Origin of the sequence: Halomonas sp. LC1, from assembly GCF_030247125.1 — a bacterium.
In the GTDB taxonomy this organism is placed as follows: domain Bacteria; phylum Pseudomonadota; class Gammaproteobacteria; order Pseudomonadales; family Halomonadaceae; genus Vreelandella.
Window position 1 is genome coordinate 112,321 of sequence record NZ_JASSPG010000001.1, and the last position, 24,281, is coordinate 136,601.

Annotated in this window: 22 protein-coding genes and 2 tRNA genes; 14 read left to right on the top strand and 10 right to left on the bottom strand. The window is 59.9% G+C overall.

The window, feature by feature from the left end; genetic code table 11:
- Window positions 1-80 precede the first annotated feature (80 nt).
- Window positions 81-1,145 (top strand): efflux RND transporter periplasmic adaptor subunit, encoded by a 1,065-nt coding sequence (locus tag QIT27_RS00505; RefSeq protein ID WP_285262581.1) that lies wholly within the window; start codon window positions 81-83, stop codon window positions 1,143-1,145.
- On the top strand, window positions 1,145-4,285 hold the full coding sequence (locus QIT27_RS00510; RefSeq protein WP_285262582.1) for an efflux RND transporter permease subunit: 3,141 nt from the start codon (window positions 1,145-1,147) through the stop codon (window positions 4,283-4,285). Before QIT27_RS00505 ends, QIT27_RS00510 begins: the two co-directional genes overlap by 1 nt.
- Window positions 4,286-4,356: 71 nt before the next feature.
- On the opposite strand, the gene QIT27_RS00515 is transcribed toward QIT27_RS00510, so the two are convergent.
- The gene (locus QIT27_RS00515) at window positions 4,357-4,770 is read right to left on the bottom strand and encodes a DUF3617 domain-containing protein (RefSeq protein WP_253017241.1); all 414 of its coding nucleotides are present in this window, start codon (window positions 4,768-4,770) and stop codon (window positions 4,357-4,359) included.
- 162 nt (window positions 4,771-4,932) lie between these two features.
- On the opposite strand from QIT27_RS00515, the gene QIT27_RS00520 reads away from it, so the two are divergent.
- The gene (locus tag QIT27_RS00520) at window positions 4,933-5,142 is read left to right on the top strand and encodes a zinc ribbon domain-containing protein (protein ID WP_159341666.1); all 210 of its coding nucleotides are present in this window, start codon (window positions 4,933-4,935) and stop codon (window positions 5,140-5,142) included.
- Between the two features lie 18 nt (window positions 5,143-5,160).
- Here QIT27_RS00520 and QIT27_RS00525 read toward each other — a convergent pair whose 3' ends face one another.
- The 4 genes from QIT27_RS00525 to QIT27_RS00540 form a co-directional block, all read right to left on the bottom strand.
- Window positions 5,161-6,003: an ABC transporter permease subunit gene (locus tag QIT27_RS00525; RefSeq protein WP_159341665.1), complete on the bottom strand. Its 843-nt coding sequence runs from the start codon at window positions 6,001-6,003 to the stop codon at window positions 5,161-5,163.
- Window positions 6,000-6,911, bottom strand: a complete 912-nt coding sequence (locus QIT27_RS00530) for an ABC transporter permease subunit (protein ID WP_159341664.1) — start codon at window positions 6,909-6,911, stop codon at window positions 6,000-6,002. The genes QIT27_RS00525 and QIT27_RS00530 overlap by 4 nt, the downstream gene beginning before the upstream one ends.
- 31 nt (window positions 6,912-6,942) lie before the next feature.
- A complete protein-coding gene (locus QIT27_RS00535) occupies window positions 6,943-8,124 on the bottom strand; it encodes an ABC transporter ATP-binding protein (RefSeq protein WP_159341663.1) in 1,182 nt (393 codons plus the stop codon).
- Window positions 8,125-8,219: 95 nt separating this feature from the next.
- The gene (locus QIT27_RS00540; protein ID WP_159341662.1) at window positions 8,220-9,323 is read right to left on the bottom strand and encodes a polyamine ABC transporter substrate-binding protein; all 1,104 of its coding nucleotides are present in this window, start codon (window positions 9,321-9,323) and stop codon (window positions 8,220-8,222) included.
- Window positions 9,324-9,676: 353 nt separating this feature from the next.
- On the opposite strand from QIT27_RS00540, the gene ahpC reads away from it, so the two are divergent.
- The gene (gene ahpC / locus QIT27_RS00545) at window positions 9,677-10,240 is read left to right on the top strand and encodes an alkyl hydroperoxide reductase subunit C (RefSeq protein WP_159341661.1); all 564 of its coding nucleotides are present in this window, start codon (window positions 9,677-9,679) and stop codon (window positions 10,238-10,240) included.
- A 179-nt stretch (window positions 10,241-10,419) separates the two neighbouring features.
- Window positions 10,420-11,976 (top strand): alkyl hydroperoxide reductase subunit F, encoded by a 1,557-nt coding sequence (gene ahpF, locus QIT27_RS00550; protein ID WP_159341660.1) that lies wholly within the window; start codon window positions 10,420-10,422, stop codon window positions 11,974-11,976.
- Window positions 11,977-12,076: 100 nt separating this feature from the next.
- Here ahpF and QIT27_RS00555 read toward each other — a convergent pair whose 3' ends face one another.
- The 5 genes from QIT27_RS00555 to hemA are packed head-to-tail and all read right to left on the bottom strand — an operon-like array spanning window position 12,077 to window position 16,611.
- Complete coding sequence (locus tag QIT27_RS00555; protein WP_159341659.1) at window positions 12,077-12,832, bottom strand: HesA/MoeB/ThiF family protein; 756 nt, start codon at window positions 12,830-12,832, stop codon at window positions 12,077-12,079.
- Window positions 12,833-12,836: 4 nt separating this feature from the next.
- On the bottom strand, window positions 12,837-13,337 hold the full coding sequence (locus QIT27_RS00560; RefSeq protein ID WP_044628221.1) for an Lrp/AsnC ligand binding domain-containing protein: 501 nt from the start codon (window positions 13,335-13,337) through the stop codon (window positions 12,837-12,839).
- A gap of 30 nt (window positions 13,338-13,367) precedes the next feature.
- On the bottom strand, window positions 13,368-14,216 hold the full coding sequence (gene prmC, locus QIT27_RS00565; RefSeq protein ID WP_285262583.1) for a peptide chain release factor N(5)-glutamine methyltransferase: 849 nt from the start codon (window positions 14,214-14,216) through the stop codon (window positions 13,368-13,370).
- A complete protein-coding gene (gene prfA, locus QIT27_RS00570) occupies window positions 14,216-15,304 on the bottom strand; it encodes a peptide chain release factor 1 (protein ID WP_253017234.1) in 1,089 nt (362 codons plus the stop codon). The genes prmC and prfA overlap by 1 nt, the downstream gene beginning before the upstream one ends.
- Window positions 15,301-16,611: a glutamyl-tRNA reductase gene (gene hemA / locus QIT27_RS00575; protein WP_159341656.1), complete on the bottom strand. Its 1,311-nt coding sequence runs from the start codon at window positions 16,609-16,611 to the stop codon at window positions 15,301-15,303. Before hemA ends, prfA begins: the two co-directional genes overlap by 4 nt.
- A gap of 228 nt (window positions 16,612-16,839) precedes the next feature.
- Between hemA and QIT27_RS00580 the strand changes: the two genes are divergently transcribed.
- From QIT27_RS00580 to QIT27_RS00620, 9 genes are all read left to right on the top strand, one after another.
- Window positions 16,840-18,633, top strand: a complete 1,794-nt coding sequence (locus tag QIT27_RS00580; protein WP_285262584.1) for a tetratricopeptide repeat protein — start codon at window positions 16,840-16,842, stop codon at window positions 18,631-18,633.
- A 75-nt stretch (window positions 18,634-18,708) separates the two neighbouring features.
- Window positions 18,709-19,353, top strand: coding sequence for a lipoprotein insertase outer membrane protein LolB (lolB, locus tag QIT27_RS00585; RefSeq protein ID WP_159341654.1), 645 nt, complete (start codon window positions 18,709-18,711; stop codon window positions 19,351-19,353).
- A 59-nt stretch (window positions 19,354-19,412) separates the two neighbouring features.
- Window positions 19,413-20,273, top strand: a complete 861-nt coding sequence (ispE, locus tag QIT27_RS00590; protein WP_285262585.1) for a 4-(cytidine 5'-diphospho)-2-C-methyl-D-erythritol kinase — start codon at window positions 19,413-19,415, stop codon at window positions 20,271-20,273.
- 30 nt (window positions 20,274-20,303) lie between these two features.
- Window positions 20,304-20,378: transfer RNA gene (locus tag QIT27_RS00595), tRNA-Gln, on the top strand.
- A gap of 59 nt (window positions 20,379-20,437) precedes the next feature.
- Window positions 20,438-21,379: a ribose-phosphate pyrophosphokinase gene (locus QIT27_RS00600; RefSeq protein WP_026001771.1), complete on the top strand. Its 942-nt coding sequence runs from the start codon at window positions 20,438-20,440 to the stop codon at window positions 21,377-21,379.
- A 96-nt stretch (window positions 21,380-21,475) separates the two neighbouring features.
- Window positions 21,476-22,117, top strand: a complete 642-nt coding sequence (locus QIT27_RS00605; protein ID WP_159341652.1) for a 50S ribosomal protein L25/general stress protein Ctc — start codon at window positions 21,476-21,478, stop codon at window positions 22,115-22,117.
- Window positions 22,118-22,315: 198 nt separating this feature from the next.
- Window positions 22,316-22,897: an aminoacyl-tRNA hydrolase gene (pth, locus tag QIT27_RS00610; protein WP_285262586.1), complete on the top strand. Its 582-nt coding sequence runs from the start codon at window positions 22,316-22,318 to the stop codon at window positions 22,895-22,897.
- A 104-nt stretch (window positions 22,898-23,001) separates the two neighbouring features.
- Window positions 23,002-24,093, top strand: a complete 1,092-nt coding sequence (ychF, locus tag QIT27_RS00615; protein ID WP_159341650.1) for a redox-regulated ATPase YchF — start codon at window positions 23,002-23,004, stop codon at window positions 24,091-24,093.
- A 64-nt stretch (window positions 24,094-24,157) separates the two neighbouring features.
- A tRNA-Met gene (locus tag QIT27_RS00620) sits at window positions 24,158-24,234 on the top strand.
- Window positions 24,235-24,281 lie beyond the last annotated feature (47 nt).

Genomic DNA, 24,281 nt, shown 5'->3' on the forward strand with positions numbered 1-24,281 from the left:
TAGTCGCAACAACACCGCTGGGCGTTATGGCTAACGATTGCTCTCAGCTGCGCCTCCTGCTCAATACGATAGAGACACCTATGTTCGCTTTTAAACGCTTTTTTTGCTGCCTCTTGCTCCTGCTAGGATGGGCCGCTGGTGCCTATGCGCAATCGCAGCCACCGGTCATTGGTTACCACGTCAAGACCGAAACATGGTCCGATCCGCTGGAAGCGTTGGGCACCTTGAACGCCGATGAGAGCGTTACCCTATCCGCTACCGTCACGGACACCATCGCTGAAATCAATTTCGACGATGGCGAGCAGGTCGAGCGTGGCCGTTTATTGATTCGCCTCGAAGACAGCGAGGAGCAGGCGCTGTTACGGGCTGCCCAAGCCATTACCGATGAACGGCGTAACGCCTCTGGCCGCGCCTCGCAGCTACAGCAGCGCAACCTCGCGGCCAGAGCCGACGTCGAAGATACTCAATCCCAGCTTCGCCAAGCGCAAGCTGATGCCCAAGCGCTGGAAGCCCGCCTGGAAAACTATCGCATCCACGCGCCGTTCAGCGGCCGGGTGGGCTTTCGCAATGTCAGTGTGGGCGCACTCGTTACGCCTGGCATGGCGCTGGTGACTCTCGACAAGCTCGACGTCATGAAACTCGACTTCACCGTGCCCGAAGTATTTCTAGACCGACTCTCAGCTGGGCTGAGCCTGAGCGCCACCACCGCCGCGTACCCGGATGAAGTGTTTCGCGGCGAGATCTCGAGTATCGGCACCCGTATCGACCCCGTCTCCCGCAGCGTCAACGTGCGCGCCGAGTTGGCCAATCCTGACTTAAAGCTGCGCCCTGGCATGCTGATGGAAGTCATCGTGCAGCAGCGCGTGCGCGATGCGTTAGTGCTGCCCGAAGCCGCCCTTCAACCCAGCGGCAACCGCCATTTTGTCATGGTGATTCAACAGCAAGAGGCCCCGCGCTTAGAGCGTCGTGAAGTCGCTATTGGCGAGCGGCGCAGTGGAGAAGTCGAGGTGTTGGAAGGTATTCGTGAAGGCGACTTGGTCGTGATTCACGGCCTGCAGCTCGCCCGGGAAGGCCAGGAAGTACGCATATTGGGCATTGCCGATGACACGACGGACATTCGCTCGCTGCTGGAGGCTGATCGCTAATGCGTTTATCCGACATTTCCGTCCAGCGGCCCGTTCTGGCCATGGTGATTGCCGCCCTGATCATTGCCTTTGGCTTGCTGGCGCTCAACCGCTTGCCGCTGCAAGAATACCCTACGGTCGACCCGCCCATCGTCAGTATCGATACCCGCTACCCCGGTGCCTCTGCCAGCGTAGTAGAAACACGCATTACCCAAGTGTTAGAAGATCGCATTGCCGGGGTGGAGGGCATCGAACTCATCACCTCGCAAAGTGAAGATGGCCGCTCGCGCATCGAGATCGAATTCGCCATCACCATGGATATCAACGCTGCCGCTAACGATATCCGCGACCGCATTTCAGGCGCACTGCGCAACCTACCCGACGACGCCGACAACCCGGAAGTTACCAAAGCCGACAGCAGCGAAGAGATCGTCGTTTGGCTCAGCCTCTCGGGAGCGGACTACTCAATTGCCGAGCTCACCGACTACGCCAACCGCTTTCTTGTCGATAGCCTCTCGGTGCAGCCGGGCGTTGCCCGCGTTCGCGTGGGCGGCGGGCAGGATTATGCCATGCGCATCTGGCTCGACCGTAACGCCTTGGCGGCTCGCGGCCTCACCGTGGGCGACGTGGAAGATGCACTGCGGGCGGAAAACGTCGAACTTCCCGCAGGTTCGATCGAGTCCGACGACCGCCAGTTCATCGTCCGTCTGCCGCGCAGCTTCTCTACCGCCGATGATTTTCAGCGTTTGGCCCTGGCCCAGAGCAGCAACGGTTATTTGGTACGTCTTTCCGATGTCGCCCGCGTGGAAGTTGGGTCGGTGGAGGATCGCTCGGTGTTCCGAGCCAATGGCGTGCCCATGGTGGGCCTAGGGATGATCATGCAGTCCACCGCCAATGTGATCGAGCTGTCGGAAGCGGTGCAACAGGAGTTGACGCGACTACAAGGCACTCTGCCCGAAAGCATGTCGCTGGCTCTGAATTACGACGCCTCGGTATTCGTCTCCGGTGCCATCGAGCAGGTGGTGATGACCCTCTTTATCGCCATGGGGCTCGTGGTGGTGGTGATCTTTCTGTTCCTGGGCAACCTGCGCACGACCCTCGTCCCCGCCGTCACGGTGCCGATTGCCGTGATTGGCGCTTTCACGGCGCTCGCGGCGATGAACTTCTCCATCAACCTGCTCACCCTGCTCGCCCTGGTGCTGGCCATCGGGCTGATCGTGGACGACGCCATTGTGGTGCTCGAAAACATCAACCGACGCATGCATGACTACGGCGAAACGCCGCTGGTGGCCGCCTTTCGCGGCACGCGTCAAATCGCCTTTGCGGTGATCGCCACGACGCTGGTGCTAGTCGCCGTATTTGTGCCGCTCAGCATGCTGCAAGGCGACATTGGCCGGCTGTTCTCGGAATTCGCCCTCACCATGGCAGCGGCGGTGGTCGTCTCTACCCTGCTCGCGCTCACCCTAACGCCGATGATGGCCTCCAAAATTCTTAAGCCCGGCATGCACGATAGCCGCGTTGGCCAAGGCGTGCAGTGGCTGCTGGACGGCACCAAGCGCCGCTACCAGCGAGCGCTGGAAGTCGTGCTGGCGGCCAAGTGGCTGGTGGTCGCCCTGTTTGCGCTGCTGATTGCAGGCACAGCGTGGCTGGCATCGGAACTGCCCAATGAGTACACCCCGCAGGAAGACCGCGGCAACTTCATCGTGCTGGTCAACGGGCCTGAGGGAGCTACCTTCGACTACATGATGGATTACATGGATGAAATCGAAGCGCGGCTGACGCCGTTTGTTGAGAGCGGCGAGCTGGAGCGCGTGGTCGTGCGTGCCCCGCGCGGCTTCGGCAATATCGAGAACTTCAACAGCGGCTTCATCATCGTCAATATGGCCGACTGGGGCAGCCGCCGCAGCGCCTGGGAGATCATGGCCGACGTGCGCCAGCAGCTCCGCTCGCTGCCGGGCGTTCAGGCCTTTCCGGTGATGCGCCAGGGCTTTGGCCAGCGCACCCAAAAGCCGGTGCAGTTTGTGTTGGGCGGCGGCACTTACGAAGAGCTTGCCCGCTGGCGTGATCGATTGATCAATCACGTGCGGGAAAACAACCCGCGTTTGACGGCCATCGAGAGCAACTACGACGAAACCCAGCCGCAGCTGCGGGTCGATATCGATTACGAGCGTGCCGCCTCGCTAGGTGTGACCGTGACCGAGATTGGCCGCACGCTGGAAGTGCTGCTGGGGGGCCGTAACGTGACCCGTTACGTGGACGACGGTGAGGAGTACGACGTCATCGTGGAAGGCGACCGCAGCCGCCAAAACAGCCCCCGCGCGCTGGATAACATTCAGGTGCGCTCAGCACGCACAGGAGAGCTCATTCCGCTGGCCAGTCTGGTCACGCTGTCCGACTTTGCCGATGCCAGCACGCTCAACCGCTTCGACCGTGTACGCGCCATCACCATCGAAGCGAACCTCGCCGACGGCTACCCGCTGGGCGAAGCGCTGGCCTACCTGCAAGATACCGCCGACACCCTGCTGCCAGAAGAGGTACAAACCAACGTGGCGGGGCCATCCCGGGATTTCCAGCAGGCCAGCGGTGCGACGATGTTCCTGCTGGTGCTGGGTGCGGTGGTGGTGTTCCTGGTACTGGCCGCCCAGTTCGAAAGTCTCATCCACCCGTTTGTGATTATGCTCACGGTGCCGCTGGCCATGAGCGGGGCGCTGCTTGCGCTGCTGCTCAGCGGCCAGTCACTGAATATCTACAGCCAAGTGGGCCTGGTGCTGCTGATTGGTTTGGCAGCCAAGAACGGTATCTTGATCGTCGAGTTCGCCAACCAGTTGCGCGATGAGGGCCAAGGATTTCGCTCGGCGCTGATTGAAGCCTCGGTCACTCGCCTGCGGCCCATTTTGATGACCGCCGTGACCACCATGGCGGGGGCCATTCCACTGATCATCTCCAGCGGCCCGGGGGCGGAATCGCGGTTGGTGATTGGCACGGTGATCATGGCCGGGGTTGGGGCGGCAACCGTCTTCACGCTGTTCGTCGTGCCAGTGGCCTACGATCTGCTGGCCCGCCACTCTGGCTCGCCTGGAGCAGTGAAGCGCCAGCTCGAAGAAGAAATCGCTAATGCGCCCACGGCTCAACACACGCCGCTTGATACGCCCGAGCGATAAAACATAACCACCAGAAACACTAAGGGCGCCAACGCGGCGCCCTTAGTGTTTAATCGTCACAACGGCTGTGCTTATTCGCAGTCGCCGATGCGCTCGCCTTCAATCGCGGTGTTCATGGTCAGCTCACCCATGGGGGACTGCGTCAGAATATCCACGGTGCCTTCGATCTGCTCGCCCATGAAGCGCATTTCGCCGTCGATGGTGGCTTCGCCACCTTCAGCGCGGCATACCATGCTGTAGGAGAGGCCGTCGGCATTCATGTCTTGGTCAAGCAGCTCGCAGCCCTCTTCCTCTTCGATGAACCCAAACTCCGCGCCTTCCAGCTCTTCCTGCGTGATGCACTGACGCTCGGTTTCGGTTTGATCGGGAATCTGCATATCGCCGCTGACGCTGGTCACGCTGACGAACTCCCATTCGCCGGGCGTCACGTTGGGTGTTTCCGCCTGGGCGACCATCGGGAAGGCCGCTAGGGCCGCAACTGCCATGTATCGTTTCATCATCGCTTTCATCTCGCTAGGTGATTCGGGACAACCTGCCACTATCCTACCTGATTCGCGCCTCAGGTGCCTGCTTGCCAACAGCACTGCTACACTAAGAAACCATCATGCTGATGTACCACGAGTGTAACGCTAAAAAGGGCAAATACCATGCAAGACGATGCGTTAGTCAATCACGATTTTCACTGCCCTTATTGTGACACGCCGCTCACCTTCGTGATCGACACCTCCCAGGGCAGCCACGACACCTGGGAGGATTGTCACCAGTGCTGTGCGCCCATTCAGCTACAGGTCATCGTCTCTCCCATGACCGGTGAGCTAGACGCCGTCATCACGGGGCGTGACGACGACGTCCTCTAGCGCTTTACCGCCCTGCCCTCAAGCCCCTTCGGCTTGCTGAATGGCTGCCAAACGCTTGGCCTCGCTGCGGCGCATGAAGTACCACGCCAGCAGCGTCGCCAACGACACCGTCAAAATGATCAGCGTCGCCAGCGCATTGATCTTCGGAGACACCCCCATACGCACGGAAGAGAACACCACCATCGGCAGCGTATTCGCACCGGGGCCCGACACGAAGCTGGCGATGACCAAGTCGTCCAGCGATAGGGTGAACGCCAGCAGCCAGCCCGCGGCCAGCGCGGGCGAGATCACTGGCAGCGTCACGAAGAAGAAGGTTTTGACCGGCGGTGAGCCTAAGTCCATGGCCGCCTCTTCGATAGAGCGGTCCACTTCCCTCAGACGAGCGGCCACCACGACCGCCACGTAGGCACTGCAGAACGTGGTGTGGGCAATCCAGATGGTCGCCATGCCACGGTCGGCGGGCCAGCCGATCAGCTGCGCCATTTGCACGAATAGCAGCAGCAGCGAAAGACCGGTGATCACCTCCGGCATGACCAGCGGCGCGGTCACCATACTCGAGAGCGCCGTTTTCCCCCGAAAATGGCCGTAGCGCGTCATGACGAAGGCAGCGACCGTGCCTAGGCACACCGCCATGCTGGCGGCAAAGAAGGCGATCTCCAGGCTGGTCCAAACCGCCGACAGAATCTGCTGGTCACGGAACAGCTCGCCGTACCACTGGGTGGAAAACCCGGCCCATACCGTCACTAAGCGGGATTCGTTGAACGAATAGACCACCAGCACGACCATGGGTAGATAGAGAAACAGCAGCCCTGCAACCAGCATCACGGTGGTAAAACTTGGGCGTCGACGCGATCTCATCATTCTTCAAGCTCCCGTGACTGGTAACGGTGAAACCACACGATGGGGACAAGCAACAGCAGTAGCATGACCATGGCGAGCGCCGAGGCCACGGGCCAATCCCGGTTGAGGAAGAACTCTTCCCACAGCACCTTACCAATCATCAGCGTATCTGGGCCGCCCAGCAGCTCAGGAATGACGAATTCCCCGACTGCCGGTATGAACACCAGCATCGAGCCTGCGATGATGCCCCCCATCGAGAGCGGCAGCGTGACTTTCAAGAAGGTGTTGAATTTACGTGACCCAAGATCCGACGCCGCTTCCAGCAGCGAGTTATCCAAACGCGTCAAGTGGGCATACAGCGGCAGCACCATGAACGGCAGGTAGGCGTAGACGATCCCTACAATCACCGAAAAATGGGTGTTCATCATCTGTAAGGGGGAGTCGATGATCCCCAAACCGATCAGCAGGTTATTGATCAAGCCGCTATTGCTGAGAATGCCCATCCAGGCGTAGACCCGAATCAGAAATGAGGTCCACGATGGCAGCATGACCAACAGCAGCAGAATGAGCTGCCAGCGGCCCGGCGCACGCGCCATGGCATACGCCATTGGATAACCAATCAGCAAACACACCGCCGTGGCGATGAAGGCGGTCTTGATCGACCCCCAGTACGCCGCCACATAAAGGGAATCGGACAACAAAAACAGATAGTTGCCCACATTCAAAAAGATGTTCAGCGTTTGGTCGGCATACTCCACCAGCGGCCCATAGGGCGGTATGGCAATCGCTGACTCTGACAGGCTGATTTTCAGCACCAGCGCAAACGGGAGCAGGAAAAACAGCGTGAGCCACACCAGCGGGAACGCAATCACGGCGCGACGGCCTAGCTGCATCCGCTTGATCACGCCTGCAATGCGAGATGGCATCATAATAGGCAATCTCCTCTCAGCCACCCGGGCATTAGCGGTTCAGCACGATAGCGCTATGGTCTTCCCAATAAACGTACACGCTATCCTCCCAGGTGGGACGGTCGCCGCGACGCTCGGTGTTGGCCATGCTCACCTTGATCATCTGCCCTGAGGCGGTGCGCACGTAGTAGAGCGAGTAGCCGCCCAAATAGGCGATATCGTCCACTTTGCCCGCTTCCCAGTTGTACTCACACGTCGGCTGTTCGCGAGTCAGCCAGATTTTCTCGGGGCGCAGCGCTGCCCACACCCGACGGTCCACCGCTTGCGTGGTGATGCCGTGGTCGATGTAGATCGGCCGAGACAGCGCCGGTGATTCGATGCGGCAATGATCGGCGGCGTCTTCGATGATCTCGCCTTCGAACAGGTTCACCGTGCCCACGAATTCGGCCACCATACGGCTAGCGGGACTTTCATAAATATCCACCGGCGAGCCGACTTGCTCGATCCAGCCATCGGCCATGATCGCCACCCGATCCGCCATGGTCATGGCTTCTTCCTGGTCGTGGGTCACCATGATGCAGGTCACGCCTACCTGCTCGATGATCTCGACCACTTCCAACTGCATTTCGGTACGCAGCTTTTTATCCAGTGCGCCCATGGGCTCATCGAGAAGCAGCAGCTTGGGTCGCTTGGCGAGCGAGCGGGCCAAAGCCACACGCTGACGCTGACCACCCGAGAGCTGGTGAGGCTTACGCTTGGCGAAGCGCTCCATGTGCACCAGTTTGAGCATCTGGGCAACCCGCGCATCGATTTCAGCTTTAGGTAGCTTGTCCTGCTTCAGGCCGAAGGCGATGTTTTGGGCCACGGTCATATGCGGAAACAGGGCATACGACTGAAACATCATGTTGATGGGACGCTTGTGTGGCGGCATCTCGGTGATGTTCTCGCCACTCAACAAAATGCGCCCTTCACTGGGCGTTTCGAACCCGGCCAGCATGCGCAGCAGCGTCGACTTACCCGACCCCGAGCCGCCCAGCAGGGCAAAAATTTCGCCGCGCTTTACCTGTAAATTCACGTCATCCACGGCAAGCGCATCATCGAATCGCTTGCTCAAACGCTTGACCTCTAAAACGATATCCTCGGCAAATCGAGGTGCCTTCCCCTGGGCGCGAGCCGGAGGAGGAACGGCAGACGAAGCAGAGGAGGCGTCGTTCGACAGGGGCGTAGTGACCATTCGCCACTCCCATCAAAAGGCCCGGTTAACCGGGCGATAAAAGACAAACAGCGAGCCGGGCAGCAGCCCGGCTCGCCGTCAGACGATGATTGGCATTAACGTCCAGATTTGACGCGGTTCCAGGTGCGCGTGCGAGCACGCAATAGTTCCTGGGGTTTCTCGACTTGAACGTAGAGGTTCTTCATCACGTCGGTCTCGGGGTAAATGGCCGGGTCGTTGATCAGTTCATCGGACAGGTACTCGTTAGCCGCCAGGTTGGGGTTGGCGTAACGCACGTACTCGCTTATCTCAGCGGCGATTTCCGGGTCGAGGATGAAGTTGATGAAGGCGTGAGCGTTCTCGGGGTTCGGCGCATCCGCCGGCACCGCCATCATGTCGAACCAGAGGGCAGCGCCCTCTTTCGGAATGCTGTAACCGATGGTGAAGTCGCGACCCGCTTCTTCGGCACGCGCAGCGGCTTGGAAGATATCGCCAGAGTAACCTGCGGCCACGCAAATATCGCCGTTGGCGAGGTCAGACACGTAACGCGAAGAGTGGAAGTACGTAATGTTGTCACGAACGTTGGCGATCAGCTCACCGGCGGCTTCGATGTCTTCGACGGTCTCGTTCAGCGGATCCAAACCAAGGTAAACCATGGCCGGCGACAGCATTTCATCGCCTGAATCCATCATGGCAAGGCCGCAGCCTGCTTCGCTCAGCTGGGTGGTGATTTCCGGGTCGAACAGCAGCGCCCAGCTATCCAACGGAGCATCGTCACCGAGAATTTCGGTGACACGCTCGACGTTATAGCCGATGCCATTCGTACCCCACATGTAAGGAACGGAGTATTCGCTACCTGGGTCGATGGACTCGAGGTTGGCCATCAGCTCAGGGTCGAGGTTGTCCAGGTTGGGCAGCAGCTCGTGGTCGAGCGGCTGAAACACGCCTGCTTTGAGTTGGCGCGTAAAGTAGTAGGTTGACGGCACCACCACGTCATAGCCTGAACGGCCGGACAGCAGCGCAGCGTCGAGAATTTCGTTACTGTCGTACACATCGTACGTTACTTCGATACCGGTACGCTCGGTGAACTTCTCCAGCGTTTCCGGGGCGATATAGTCAGACCAGTTGTATACCCGCACTTCGTCAGCGTGGGCAGCGGCAGCCGCTACGGCGAAAGAGATGGCCGTAACGGCCCCTGAAAGTTTTTGGATGTTCCCCATTGACCTACTCCTAAAATGTAAAGTCCACACCACCACAGCCCACGTTCGGCCACCGGCTGTTCGTTGGCAGGTGTCGTCATGTGCACACCGAATCCAACTGAAAACAGCTTAGGCGATTATCGCAACCGTGCGAATTTTGCGGTGCAGTGCCGTCTATCGCAAGAGTAACTGAAAAATTCTTGTATTCAGGAGCCACCGCCCCCACCTCAAGGGTCGCTGACGGTAGCCACATCGTTCAATAGCCACTACCTATTGGAAAGATTCGCTTTTCCAATTTTAGCTATTAGTCGTAGTCCGCTACCATGAGCAACAACTTTTTCTACTGCCATTCACCTTTTGTGGAGACGTTCTGAATGTCTTTGATCAACACTGAAGTAAAACCGTTTAAAGCCACCGCTTACCTGAACGGCGAGTTTATCGACGTCACTGAAGCGGACCTGAAAGGTCAGTGGTCCATCTTCTTCTTCTACCCGGCCGACTTCACGTTCGTCTGCCCGACTGAGCTTGGCGACTTGGCCGATAACTACGAAGCCTTCAAGAAGCTGGGCGTCGAGATCTACAGCGTGTCTACCGACACTCACTTCACCCACAAAGCATGGCACGACAGCTCTGACACCATCGGCAAGCTCCAGTACCCGATGATCGCTGACCCGACCCTACAGATTTCTCGCAACTTCGAAGTTCTGATCGAAGAAGCAGGTCTGGCCGAGCGCGGCACCTTCGTCGTCGACCCGGATGGCAAAATCCAGATCGTCGAAATCAACGCTGGCAACATCGGTCGTAATGCAGAAGAGCTGCTACGTAAAGTGAAGGCTGCTCAGTACGTTCGTGAAAACCCGAACGAAGTGTGCCCGGCCAAATGGAAAGAAGGCGAAGAGACCCTTGCCCCGTCTCTGGACCTCGTAGGCAAAATCTAAATCGCCTACCGCTGCCCCAAAGGCAGCACGACACCCGGGCACTCGGCCCGGGTGTTTTGTTTAAGTACCCGTATCACCGCATCCCTGTTTTCCCTAGCGCCATCGGCTGCCCGACTAATTCGGCAGCGTGCGTTTTAGGTCGAGAACGACTTACTGCTGACTGCGAGGAAGCCACTGTCATGCTGGACGCCAATTTAAAAAATCAGTTGAAAGCTTACCTGGAAAAAGTGACTCAACCGTTCGAGATCGTTGCGTCCCTCGATGACGGTGCCAAGTCACGTGAATTGCTGGGTTTGCTGGAAGATATCAGCAGCCTCACCGATAAGATTACTCTGCACACCGACGGGCAAGACAGCCGTACCCCGTCGTTTGCTATCAACCGCCCCGGCGAAGAGACCGGCGTGGTATTTGCTGGCATCCCCATGGGCCACGAGTTCACCTCGCTGGTACTGGCGCTGCTGCAAGTGGGTGGCCACCCACCCAAGACTTCTCAAGAACTGCTCGATCAAATCAAAGCTCTCGACGGCGAGATGCTGTTCGAGACCTACTACTCGCTCTCCTGCCAGAACTGCCCGGATGTCGTGCAAGCGCTGAACCTGATGGCGATCTTCAACCCGAAGGTGCGCCACGTCGCCATCGACGGTGCGCTGTTCCAGGATGAAGTCGAATCGCGCGAAATCATGTCCGTGCCCAGCATCTACTTGAACGGCAAGCCGTTCGACCAGGGCCGCATGACCCTCGAACAGATTCTGGCCAAAGTAGATACCGGCGCTGCCGAACGTGAAGCCAAGAAGCTGAGCGAAAAAGCCGCGTTTGACACCCTCGTTATCGGCGGCGGCCCGGCAGGTGCGTCGGCAGCGATCTACTCTGCCCGTAAGGGCATCAATACCGGCGTTGCTGCCGAACGTTTTGGCGGCCAAGTTGCCGACACCATGGGCATCGAGAACTTCATCTCCGTCACCCATACCGAAGGCCCCAAGCTGGTCAGCGCCCTTGAAGAACACGTCAAAGAGTACGACGTCGACGTGATGAACCTCCAGCGCGCCACGTCGTTCAAAGCGGCGGAAGCCGAAGGCGGCCTGCACGAAGTCACTTTCGAGTCCGGTGCCAAGCTGAAAAGCAAGACCCTGGTACTGGCGACCGGTGCCCGCTGGCGTGAAATGAACGTGCCCGGCGAGCAAGAGTACCGCAACAAAGGCGTTGCCTACTGCCCTCACTGCGATGGCCCGCTGTTCAAAGGCAAGCGTGTGGCGGTCATTGGTGGCGGTAACTCTGGCGTCGAAGCCGCGATCGACCTAGCCGGTATCGTCGGTCACGTGACGCTGGTGGAGTTCATGGGTGAAATGCGCGCCGACGCGGTACTGCAGAAGAAGCTGAAGAGCTTGCCGAACGTGGATATCGTGCTGAATGCCCAAACGACTGAAGTCACCGGTGACGGCAGCCGTGTCAACGGCCTGACCTACAAAGACCGCAACACCGATGAAGTGAAGAGCATCGAGCTGGAAGGCATCTTCGTACAAATCGGCCTGGTACCCAATACCGAGTGGCTGAAAGGCTCACCCATCGAAATGTCACCCCGTGGCGAGATCATCGTCGATGCCCACGGCATGACCTCGGTGCCCGGCGTGTTCGCCGCAGGCGATGTCACTACCGTGCCCTACAAGCAAATCATCATTGCCATGGGTGAAGGTGCCAAGGCGTCACTGGGTGCCTTCGATTACCTGATTCGTAACTAACCGAATGACTGGCTAAGAGGGCGGCAGCGCCGCCCTACTGAGTTCGTTCCCTTTGACGTGAAGACCGTGACGTCGCGCCCGCCTCCCTGCGGGCGTTTTTTTATGCGCGGGCGCTACACACCGAGCAGGCGGGGTCTCTCGGCACCTGGAAATGGCGCCACTGGCCGGTCAAACCATCGAAGGTAGATAAGCCTTGATGCGTCCTCCCCGCGCCGCTTAAAAGCTTAAACGCTTCCACCGCCTGGAAGCAGCCAATCAGCCCTACCAGCGGAGCCATGACACCGCTCTCTGCACAGCTCAGCGCTTCGTCGTCGCTGTCTGCTGGCGGGTAGAGGCAGGCGTAGCAAGGGCACGCCTCATCACGCGGGTCGAACACCGCCAGCTGGCCCGAAAAGCGAATCGCCGCGCCGGAAATCAGCGGCACGCCTGCCTGCTGGGAGGCGGCATTGATGGCATAGCGGCTGGAGAAACGGTCGGTACAGTCCAGCACCACATCCGCCGAGGCCACCAGTGCAGTGAGCGCTTCGCCTTCTGCGTGCTGCTCTACCGCCACGACCTGGCACTCAGGATTGAGCGCCTGCATACGCTCCTTGGCTGAACGCGCTTTGTTCACCCCCAGGCTTGCCTGATGATGGGCAATTTGGCGCTGCAAATTGGTTAGCTCGACATGGTCAGCATCGGCGATGGTAATGGTGCCTACGCCCGCCGCCGCGAGATAGAGCGCCACCGGCGAGCCCAGCCCACCGGCACCGATGATCAGCGCATGGGCAGCGCGCAAGCGCTCCTGCCCTTCAATGTCCACCTCAGGCAGCATGATTTGGCGGCTATAGCGCAGCAGCGCCTGGTCGTCCATCATCGCGTTACTTATCCTCAAATTCCTCGAAGTCGGGGATGTGCAGGCTAAAGCTCTCCTTCACCTCCTCCATCACCACGTAGCTTTTCGACTCTTTCACGCCGGGCAGGGTCAGCACCACATCGCCCAATAGCTGACGATACGCGGCCATTTCGGGAATGCGGCACTTCAAAATGTAATCGAACTGCCCAGAGACCAAATGGCACTCCTGAATTTGCGGCAGCTTCTCCACCGCACGGCGAAACTCGTCGAACACGGCAGGTGACTGGGTTTCCAGGCTAATTTCCACGAAGACCAGCAGGTTCGCCTTGAGTGCCCGAGGGTCGAGAATGGCCTGATAGCCGCGAATGATCCCCGCACGCTCCAGGCGCTTGACGCGCTCTAGGCAAGGGGTTGTGGATAACCCAACCTCTGACGCGAGGTCTACATAAGAGATGCGCGCGTTTTCTTGCAGGCAACGCAAAATTTTCAGGTCGATACGGTCCAGCGTTCTATTTTTTGGTTTCATGGCAGGATCCAATACTGATGAATCAGGCAGTTAGTCGAGATGCCCCAGGGTAACCCGTTCATGGCCGCCGATGTCTTGCACGCTTTCAACGTTTTGATAGCCCGCATGAATCAGCGCTTGGCGAACAAGGGGCGCCTGCTGGTAGCCGTGCTCCAGCGCCAGCCAGCCGCCCGACGAAAGAAACCTTTGCGCAGCGGTGATCAGATGCAGCAGGTCGGCCATGCCATCGGCCCCGGCCACCAGCGCTGAACGCGGCTCGAAGCGCACGTCACCCTCGGCTAAATGCGGGTCGTCGGCTGCGATGTAAGGCGGATTACTGACGATGATGTCAAAAGCCGCGCCCTCAGGCGGCGCCGTCAGCGCGGCAAACCAGTCGCTTACCAGAAAAGTTGTGTTGGTGATGCGCAGCGACTGAGTATTGTGAGTGGCTAGTGCCACTGCTTCCGGGCGAACATCGACCCCAACGACCTGCCATGCCGGTCGTTCACTGGCAAAGGCCAGCGCGATGGCCCCGGTGCCCGTGCCCAGGTCTAGCAGCCTGCCGACGGACGTTTTGGCACGCGCCAGCACGGCGTCCACTAGCGTTTCGGTATCGGGGCGGGGAATCAGCGTGGAGGGAGAGGTCGCCAGCGGCAACCCCCAAAACTCGCGCTCTCCGGTCAAATAAGCCACCGGCTGGCCCAGGGCGCGGGCGGCGACCAGTGCATCAAAGCGGGCATGTTCCCAAGTAGGGCATTCACCATCGCCCCAGGTGTATAGCCATGTGCGGCTGCGCCCCGTGGCAAAGGCCATCAGCACCTCGGCATCGATCCGTGGCGATGGCGAACCGGCGCGCTGCAGCCGCTGGGCCGCGCTGTTCAGCAAGGCATCGAACGTCATTACGCGTCCTGCAGGGCCGAAAGCTGTTCCGCTTGGTACTCGTGAATCAGCGGCTCGATCACGTCGTCCAACTGCTCACCGCTCACTACTTCGGTCAGCTTGTAGAGCGTCAGGTTGATACGGTGGTCGGTAATGCGCCCCTGAGGAAAGTTGTACGTCCGAATTCGCTCGCTGCGGTCACCAGAGCCTACCAGCGAGCGGCGGGCATCGGCTTGCTCCTGGCGCTGGGAATCCACCGCGTTGCGCTTGAGCTTGGCGGCCAGCAGCGACATCGCTTTGGCGCGGTTCTTGTGCTGGCTACGCTCTTCCTGGCACTCCACGACCACGCCGGTGGGCAGGTGGGTAATCCGGATCGCGGAGTCGGTGGTGTTGACGTGCTGACCACCGGCACCGCTGGAGCGGTAGGTATCGACCCGCAAATCGGCCGGATTGATATCGATATCGCCCACTTCGTCCACCTCGGGCATCACCGCGACGGTGCACGCTGACGTGTGGATACGCCCCTGGGATTCGGTCGCCGGTACGCGCTGCACCCGGTGAGCGCCCGATTCGAACTTGAGCCGTGCATAAACGCCATCGCCCTTCACCCGGGAGATCACTTCTTTATAACCGCCCTGCTCGCCGTGGCTAGCGCTAACAATTTCGACGCGCCAGCCGCGCTTTTCCGCATAGCGGGAGTACATACGAAACAGGTCGCCCGCAAAAATCGCCGCTTCATCGCCCCCGGTGCCCGCGCGCACTTCCAAGAAGACGCCGCGACCATCGTCCGGATCTTTCGGAATCAGCAGGCGCTTGAGTTCTGCATCGAGCGTTTCCAACTGCTCGCGGCCATCGAGAATCTCCATCTCGGCCAGCTCGCGCATCTCGGGGTCGCTATCGCGGCTGAGCTGCTCGGCCTCGGCAATGCCCTGTTCCACGTCGAGGTAGCGTTTCCACGCGGCGACCAGCTCTTCGAGTTCGGCGTACTCACGGGAGTAGTCGCGAAAGCGCTGCTGATGGTTGATCACCTCAGGATCCGACAGCAGCATGGCCAGCTCTTCGAACCGGTCGGAAAAGCTGTCTAAACGTTGGCGCAAAGTCTCTTTCATGCGGGCGTATCATCCTTCTGGCGTTTTGCCGAGGGCGCAGGCTGCTCGAAGGCGGGCTTCGGAGGCAGTAACAGGCGCGGCGCGGCGCTGAGCAAATCGTGGTTTTCCTGGGCGGCCGCTTCGCGAATGGTCAGCGTCGGCTGATGCATGAAGCGGTTAGCGAGCTGGTGCGCCAAACGCTCGACCACTTTGGCAGGGTCTTCGCCTTTGGCCAGGCGCTCCAACGCTTGGTCGCGGGCTTGGTCGCGCAGCGATTCACCGTGACGCCGAAAATCGCGAATCACCTCGCCCCCGTTGCGTACCCGCCGCTCCTGCTGCCAGCTCCCCACGCCGTGTTCGATCAGCGACTCGGCTTGGTCGGCCGCAACCTGGCGATGACGCCGATTTTCTTCGATCACCTCTTCCAGGTCATCGACGGTATAGAGGAACACGTCCGCCAGCTCCCCCACTTCCGGCTCGATATCCCGGGGCACGGCGATGTCTACCATGAAGACCGGGCGATGGCGGCGCTTTTTCAGCGCCCGCTCGACCATACCCTTGCCCAGAATCGGCAGCGGCGAGGCAGTGGAAGAGATGACGATGTCGGCGCGTTCCAGCGCATCGGGAATCTCCGGCAGCGTAATCGCCGTCCCCCCCAGCGAGGAAGAGACCTGCTCGGCGCGCTCTCGAGTACGGTTGGCAACGGTGAGCTGGCGCACCCCGGCTTCGTGCAGGTGGCGGGCCACCAGCTCGATGGTCTCACCGGCCCCAATCAGTAACGCGTTGGCGCGGCTGAAATCATCGAATATGCGGCTAGCCATGCTCACGGCAGCATAGGCAACGGACACCGGATTTTTACCGATGCCAGTTTCGGTGCGCACCTGTTTGGCCACGGCAAACGTGTGCTGGAACAGGCGCTCCAGCTCACCGCCCAGGCCTTTGGCCTGACGCGCCTGCTGATAGGCCTCTTTCAACTGGCCGAGAATTTGCGGCTCGCCCAGCACCATGGAGTCCAGACCAACGGCCACGCGCATCAAGTGCCGAGCGGCGTCGTTGTCGTGGTAGTGGTAAGCGCAGCGGGAGAGTTCTTCCACGCGTAAATTGTGAAAACGACCCAGCCAGTCCAGCACGGTCTGCTCACCGGCGGCATCCGTCACACAGTAGAGCTCCGTGCGATTACACGTCGAAAGCACCGCCGCTTCGCTGATGTGCGGCAGGCTACGCAGCTCGGCCAACGCGCTTTCTAGCTGCGTCGGCGTAAAGGCTACCTGCTCACGCACCGCTACGGTGGCAGTACGATGATTGATTCCCAGGGCAAGAAGCGTCATGGGTTATGCGTCTTCGCTAGTGGATCGGTCGTCACGTCACTGTCGGTCATTGTTTCTTGGCTTGCTGATACAAGTCTAAGAGAGCAGCCTATTGAGTGAATTGCGCTGACTCGGCTCTTTTTCAAGGTGGATCATTCTATCACAGCCGAGCATCTTCTGGCGCACACCACTTTGCCGCAGGCAGCCAAGCCGCTATGCTGAACACTCGGCCACTTGATCGAGATACGCATGCCCCATCGCGCAACACTTCTGGGTATTCCCCTTTCGTTTTCGGGTTTTCCACTGTTTCCCCTGGCCGCCACGCTGCTACTGAGCGGCTGCCAGCTCTCGCCTGCGCTGTTGGGTGACGACGAGCACGCTCGCGTCGAAGACCCCATGGCCTCGGCGCCACCCGTCACGCGCGGGTTAGATGCCGCTGGGTTGAGCACCCTGCTGGCAGCGGAGCTGGCCGGGCAGCGCGGCGACTATCGCTATGCGGGGCAAGGCTATCTCGACGCCGCGCAGCGCTATCCCTCACCGAGGCTTGCCGAACGCGCTACCTTCGCCGCTCGGTTTGGCAACGACGCTGCGCTAATGGAAGCCTCGGCGCTGCGCTGGCGGGAACTCGACCCCCGCGCAGAAACGCCCAATCGCCTGCTGGCATCGCTGTCGCTGCAGCGGGGCGACTGGCTCGACAGCCTCGAGCAGCGGCTCGCCATTGCTGAAGCAGATGGCAACGGCGAGATTGCCACCTTCGCCGAAATTGCGGTGGCCGAAGAGGCACCGCTGCGGCTACTGGCACAGCAGCTACGCAGCTATCTGGCCCAGCCCGGAATATCTGAACGCGAGTTTCATAGCGACGTACTGCTCGGCACGGCACTGATCGAAGCCGCCTTAGGCGAAACGCAAACGGCCCAGCGCTATTTAGATGAAGTAGAGCAGCAAGAGCCCGAGTCCGCCGCCCTGTGGCTGGCGAAAGCCCGCTTAGCGCTGGAAACCGGCGACCACCGTGGCGCCCAGCAAGCTGCCCAACAGGGCTTGAGCCTAGCCCCTGACGACGTGCGCTTCATCCTGATGTTGGCGCAGGCGGAAATTCGCCTCAACAACATTGCTGCCGCCGAAGTGCAAACCAACGCGCTGCTCGATAGCCACGGCGGCAACCAGGATTTGCGTATCGCGTTGGCGCAGCTCTACTTAGAAGAGGGCCACAGCGAGCCTGCCTACCGGTTACTGCAACCGCTGATCGGTCAAGAGAACATCCCCAACGTCGCCTACTTTCTGATGGGCGCGATTGCGCAGTCGCAGGGTGAAGTGGATAACGCCCTTCTTTACTACCGCCAGGTACACGAGGGCGAAGAGTTCCTGCCCGCCCGGGCCGCTGCCGCCAACATGCTGATTGAAGACGACCGCCTGCTGGACGCCCGTGCGTTCTTGCGCATCGAGCGTATGCGCCACGACGCCTATTTCGGCGACTTGGTCCGTTTAGAAGTGCAGCTATTGGACGAACTCTCACTGCAAGAGGACGCCACGGCGCTGCTGGATCGCGAAATCACCCGCACGCCGGATGACACCAGCCTGCTCTACCTACGCGCCATGCGCGCCTGGGAGATGGGTGACTTGGCAGGCATGGAGCGGGACTTACGGCAAATTCTGCGCACCGAGCCCAACAACGCCGATGCGCTGAACGCGCTGGGCTACACCCTCGCTGACCTCAACCTCCCCAGCAGGCTGGAAGAGGCCCGCGACCTCATCGAGCGTGCCTACGAAGCTGACCCGGATAACCCGGCGGTGCTCGACAGCATGGGGTGGGTGTACTTCCGCCTCGGTCAGCCCGACGACGCGCTGGCATGGTTGGAAAGCGCCTACGCTCAGATGCCCGACCAAGAAATTGCCGCCCACTTGGCTGAGGTGCTGCACTCGCTGGGCCGTAGCGACGAAGCGCGGCAACTCATCGAGCGCATTCTTCAGCGCGCGACGTATCATCCGCAAATCGACGACCTACTCGAGCGCTATCCTGAACTTACCCCCTCGCGCACGCCCTAAGGCATACGTTTTGTGGGCGCGCGTCACCGCCGCCCGCGTCTCCTCTTTACCGACAGCACGGACATGGAGCCAGTTATGTTGATCTCTTTTTTACACAGCACACCGACCTCGCCACGCTACCGCTCTGCGCGCCTATGGGTAGCTGCGCTGGCCATGGCCGCACTGGCGGGGTGTGCCAGCCAAGCGCCCGTCGATGAGAGTGGCCGTCAAGCCGGACAGTGGGAGCGCCAGCAGGCCGAGGTGGAAGCGTTCGATAGCTGGACGCTGGTCGGTAAAGCGGGTCTGCGCACGCCCCAGGAGAACACCAGCGCCAACCTGGACTGGAACCAAACGCCCTACTACTTCCGCATGCTGATCAGCGGCCCCTTCGGTGGCGGCCGCAGCGTTCTGGAAGGCCGTGAAGGACGTTTCTCACTGACCACCAGCGAAGGCCGTTTCGAAGCCGAAACACCCGAAGCTTTGATGGAAGAGCAGCTTGGCTGGTCGTTACCGGTGCGCGCCATGCCCGACTGGGTGCGCGGCCTGCCCGGCGACCACGCCAGCTACCAGCTCGAAACCGACGAGCTGGGTTTCCCCAGCTTCTTGCAGCAGGACGGCTGGGACATCGATTACCGCGACTGGGAGCAGGCCGAAGGCATGTGGCTGCCGCGCCGCTTGGTAATGAATTACGGCGATGTGCGCATTACGCTGGTCGTCAACCAGTGGCAGGCGACGGAATAGGCTCCTCGGGCTGGCCCAGCGCCAGCCCTTTTTCATACGTTTAGCAGTAGAGAGACGGCATGTCCGCAATACCCCACACCCTTACCCTACCTGCTCCCGCCAAGCTGAACCGTATGCTGCATATCGTAGGGCGTCGCCCAGACGGCTACCATGAACTGCAGACGCTGTTTCAACTCATCGACCTGTGCGACTACCTGAGCATGACACTACGCCACGATGGCGTCATCGAACTCATGACGCCAATGGCAGGCGTCGCCCACGATGACAACCTGATCGTTCGGGCAGCCACGTTATTGCAGCAGGCCAGCGGCACCCACCTAGGTGCGTCGATCACCATCGAGAAGCACCTGCCCATGGGCGGCGGTCTGGGTGGGGGCAGCTCCAACGCGGCCACCGTGCTCAAAGGACTCAACCAGCTCTGGCAGCTGGGGCTTAGCGATACCTCCCTGGCAGAGCTGGGGCTAGTCTTGGGTGCCGACGTGCCGGTTTTCGTCCATGGCCGCAGCGCCTGGGCGGAAGGCATCGGCGAAAAGCTGACGCCCGTGACCCTCGACACTCCGTGGTTCGCGGTCATTCACCCCGGCATTAGCGTTTCCACCCCGGCCATCTTCCAAGACTCGGAATTGACACGCGACAGCCTCCCCATTACTATGGCGCGCGCACTGCAGGGGGGAGTGGCCGAGTGGCGTAATGACTGCGAAGCTACCGTCAAAAAACGCTACCCGCATATTGCGGAAGCGCTTGACTGGCTCGCGCAGCATGCACCTAGTCGGCTGACAGGCACAGGCGCCTGTTTGTTTGCAGCATTCGATTCCAAAGAAGCTGCGCAAACGGTGGTTGAACAGGCTAATCAGCGCTGGCAAGCATGGGTCGCGCGCGGACTTAACACCTCTCCCCTACAAGATGCTCTGGGCTGCTGAAAGCGCCCGGTCATCGCATTAGGTTATTGCTGGGGTATCGCCAAGTGGTAAGGCACCGGTTTTTGGTATCGGCATTCCCAGGTTCGAATCCTGGTACCCCAGCCAATTCTAATGTTGATCTGCGTTTTCTCCCCTGATCCCCAACACTGCAAAGGTGGCTGCGCGTGTCAAAATTGATGGTTTTCACCGGGAATGCCAATCCCGAACTCGCTCAAAAGATTGCCGAGAGCTTAGACAGCCGTATGGGTAACGCAACGGTTGGTCAATTTAGCGACGGCGAAATCGCGGTCGAGATCAATGAGAACGTGCGTGGTAAGGATGTGTTCATCCTGCAATCCACCTGTGCCCCGACGAACGACAACCTGATGGAACTGATCCTGATGGTCGACGCTCTGCGTCGCGCCTCAGCGACCCGTATTACGGCAGTGGTTCCCTATTTTGGTTATGCCCGCCAGGACCGTCGTGTACGCTCCGCCCGTGTTCCCATCTCTGCCAAAGTCGTGGCGGACATGATGGTGAAAGCAGGCGTTGACCGCGTCATGACCATGGACCTGCACGCTGACCAAATCCAAGGTTTCTTCGACGTACCGGTTGATAACGTGTACGGCTCACCGATCCTGCTGGACGACATCGAGCGTCAAAACTACGACGATCTCGTGGTTGTTTCCCCCGATGTTGGTGGCGTTGTGCGTGCCCGCGCCATCGCCAAGCAGCTCAACGCCGATCTGGCCATCATCGACAAGCGTCGCCCTCAGGCGAACCAAGCCCAGGTGATGCACATCATCGGTGAAATCGAAGGCCGCACCTGCGTGGTCGTCGATGACATGATCGACACCGCCGGCACGCTGTGTAAAGCCGGTGAAGCTCTGAAAGACCACGGCGCTGCGCGCGTTGTTGCGTACGCCACGCATCCGATTTTGTCCGGCCCCGCGGTCGACAACATCACCAACTCTGTACTGGACGAGGTTGTCGTGACCGACACCATTCCGCTCGCCGACCACGCGCGTCGCAGCGGAAAAATTCGTCAGTTGAGCGTTGCTGGCCTGATTGCGGAAGCCATTCGCCGCGTCAGCAACGAGGAATCCGTCAGCGCGATGTTTCACTAACGCCTGACGTTATGAGCCCCCACTTGGGGCCCTGGAAACGTCGTCGTCTGGTCGCGGGCGGCGGCGTTTCCTTACTTAAACCAAGAGGCAAATTCCATGTCTGATTTTATCCTGCAAGCCAGCGTTCGTAACGACCTGGGGAAAGGTGCGAGCCGCCGCCTGCGTCGTGCGAACCAACAAGTACCGGCCGTTGTATACGGCGGCGAGAAAGGCGCTCAGTCGATCTCCGTAGAAAAAACTGCGTTCTACAAGGCGATCGAAGACGAGTCCTTCTTCTCCTCTGTCATCAAGCTGGTGATCGACGGTAAAGAAGAGCAAGTGGTTGTTCGTGACCTGCAGCGTCACCCGTTCAAGCCGCTGCTGACCCACGCTGACTTCCTGCGTGTTGACGCCACTCACGAAATCACCATGAACGTGCCGCTGCACGTGGTGAACGAAGAGAAGTGTGTCGGCATCAAAGACCAGGGCGGCGAACTGCACGTGCTGGCGAACGAAATCGCCATCAGCTGCTTGCCGAAAGACCTCCCGGACTTCCTGGAAGTGGACATCAGCAAGGTCGAGCTGGGCACTACCCTGCACCTGTCTGACCTGACCCTGCCGGCCGGCGTCACGTCTGTTGACCTGGCCCACGGTGAAGAGCACGACAACGCCATTCTGAGCATCACCAAAGTGAAAGTACGTGGCGATGACGAAGAAGAAGGCGAAGGTGAAGGCGACGCAGAAGGCAGCGCCGAGTAAGCCTTGCTAAAGGTGCTGCCAGCCCACGCTGACCAGCGCTACCTGGGCCATGCTCGCATGGCCCAAGGATGTTAAAATCAAGCGCTTCGGCGCTTGATTTTTTTTTGCGGCATGGGGCTCGATAGCCTCAGGCAGCCGCCTGCGGAGGCAGCTCCGTCACACGTCGTCATATCTTCCAGAACCGTTGGAGGTGGGAAAATGAGCCAGGTAACGGCCATTATAGGACTGGGCAACCCAGGCGCTGAATACGACGCCACCCGACACAACGCGGGCTTTTGGCTAGTCGACGCCATTGCACGCAGCGCCCACACCGAACTGCGTCCTGAGAAAAAGTTTTTAGGGCTCTACGCCAAAGCCCGTGTGGGTGACCATGAGCTGCACTTGCTCAACCCCACCACGTTCATGAACCGTAGCGGTGCGGCGGTCGCAGCGCTTACCCAATTTTTCAAACTATCCCCGGAGAATCTGCTGGTCGCGCACGACGAGCTCGACCTTCCCCCGGGGCAGTCACGCTACAAAACCGGCGGCGGGCACGGCGGCCACAACGGGCTGCGCGATATCATCAGCGCCCTGGGCAACCAGAACCAGTTTCACCGCGTGCGCATTGGCATTGGCCATCCCGGCGAGGCGAAGCAGGTGGTCAATTACGTGCTGGGCCGCCCCGGCAAGGCCGAGCAAGAAGCCATCGAGCGCTCGCTGGACGAGTGCCTGGCCACGCTGCCGCTCGCGCTTTCCGGCGACTGGGCTAAAGCCATGAACCGCCTACATAGCGTAAAATAGCAGCACGCTGTCGGACTCTATTACCACGCGTTACGAACGCACTCTTTTCACACCGGGCAGACGCACGAACGGTTGCGCCGCCCTAGCGGTCAGGAAGTTATTTTATGGGCTTTAACTGCGGTATCGTCGGCCTACCCAACGTAGGCAAATCCACGCTCTTCAATGCGTTGACCAAGTCTGGCATTGATGCGGAGAACTTTCCGTTCTGCACCATCGAACCCAACGTCGGTATCGTACCGATGCCCGACCCGCGACTGGACAAGCTGGCGGCCATCGTTAAGCCCGAAAAAGTGCTGCCCACCACCATGGAGTTCGTGGACATCGCGGGCCTCGTAGCGGGCGCCTCCAAGGGGGAAGGCCTGGGCAACAAGTTCTTGGCCAACATTCGTGAAACCCAAGCGATTGCTCACGTGGTGCGCTGTTTCGATAACGACAACGTCATCCACGTCGCCAACCAGGTCGACCCCCGCGCCGATATCGAGACCATCAACCTGGAACTCGCCCTGGCCGACTTGGACACCGTCGAGAAAGCCAGCCAGCGCCTGGTGCGCGTGGTGAAAGGTGGCGACAAAGACGCCATTGCCACCAAAGCCGTGCTGGACAAGATCCAACCACATCTGGCCGAAGGCCAGCCGCTGCGCAGCTTTGGGCTAGACGAGGACGAGAAGCGCCAGGTGAAAAGCTTCGGCTTCTTGACCCTCAAGCCCACCATGTACATTGCCAACGTCAATGAAGATGGTTTCGAGAACAACCCCTACCTGGACATCGTCAAAGAGATCGCCGCCGAAGAAGGCGCGGTCGTCGTGCCGGTGTGCAACCAGCTAGAAGCCGAAATTGCCGAGCTCGAAGACGAAGAGCGCAGCATGTTCCTGGCCGAAATGGGCATGGAAGAGCCAGGACTTGACCGCGTGATTCGTGCGGGCTACGCCTTGCTGGGCCTGCAAACCTACTTCACCGCCGGTGTGAAAGAAGTCCGCGCCTGGACCGTGAAACAGGGCGCCAGCGCGCCGGAAGCCGCCGGTGTGATTCACACCGATTTCCAGAAGGGCTTCATTCGCGCCGAAGTCATCGCCTATGACGATTACGTCGCGCTGGGCGGTGAGCAAGGCGCCAAAGACAACGGCAAATGGCGCTTGGAAGGCAAAGAGTACATCGTCAAAGATGGCGACGTGATCCACTTCCGCTTCAACGTATAAGCGAGAAAAGAAATAAATGCTTGACGGGCGGCGTCTCCCTGAGTAATATTCGCCCCCGTTGAACGGCTACGTAGCTCAGCTGGTTAGAGCACATCACTCATAATGATGGGGTCCCCTGTTCAAATCAGGGCGTAGCCACCAACACCGAATTACGCTAGCAATAGCAAGGCCCGCTGACTCAGTCAGCG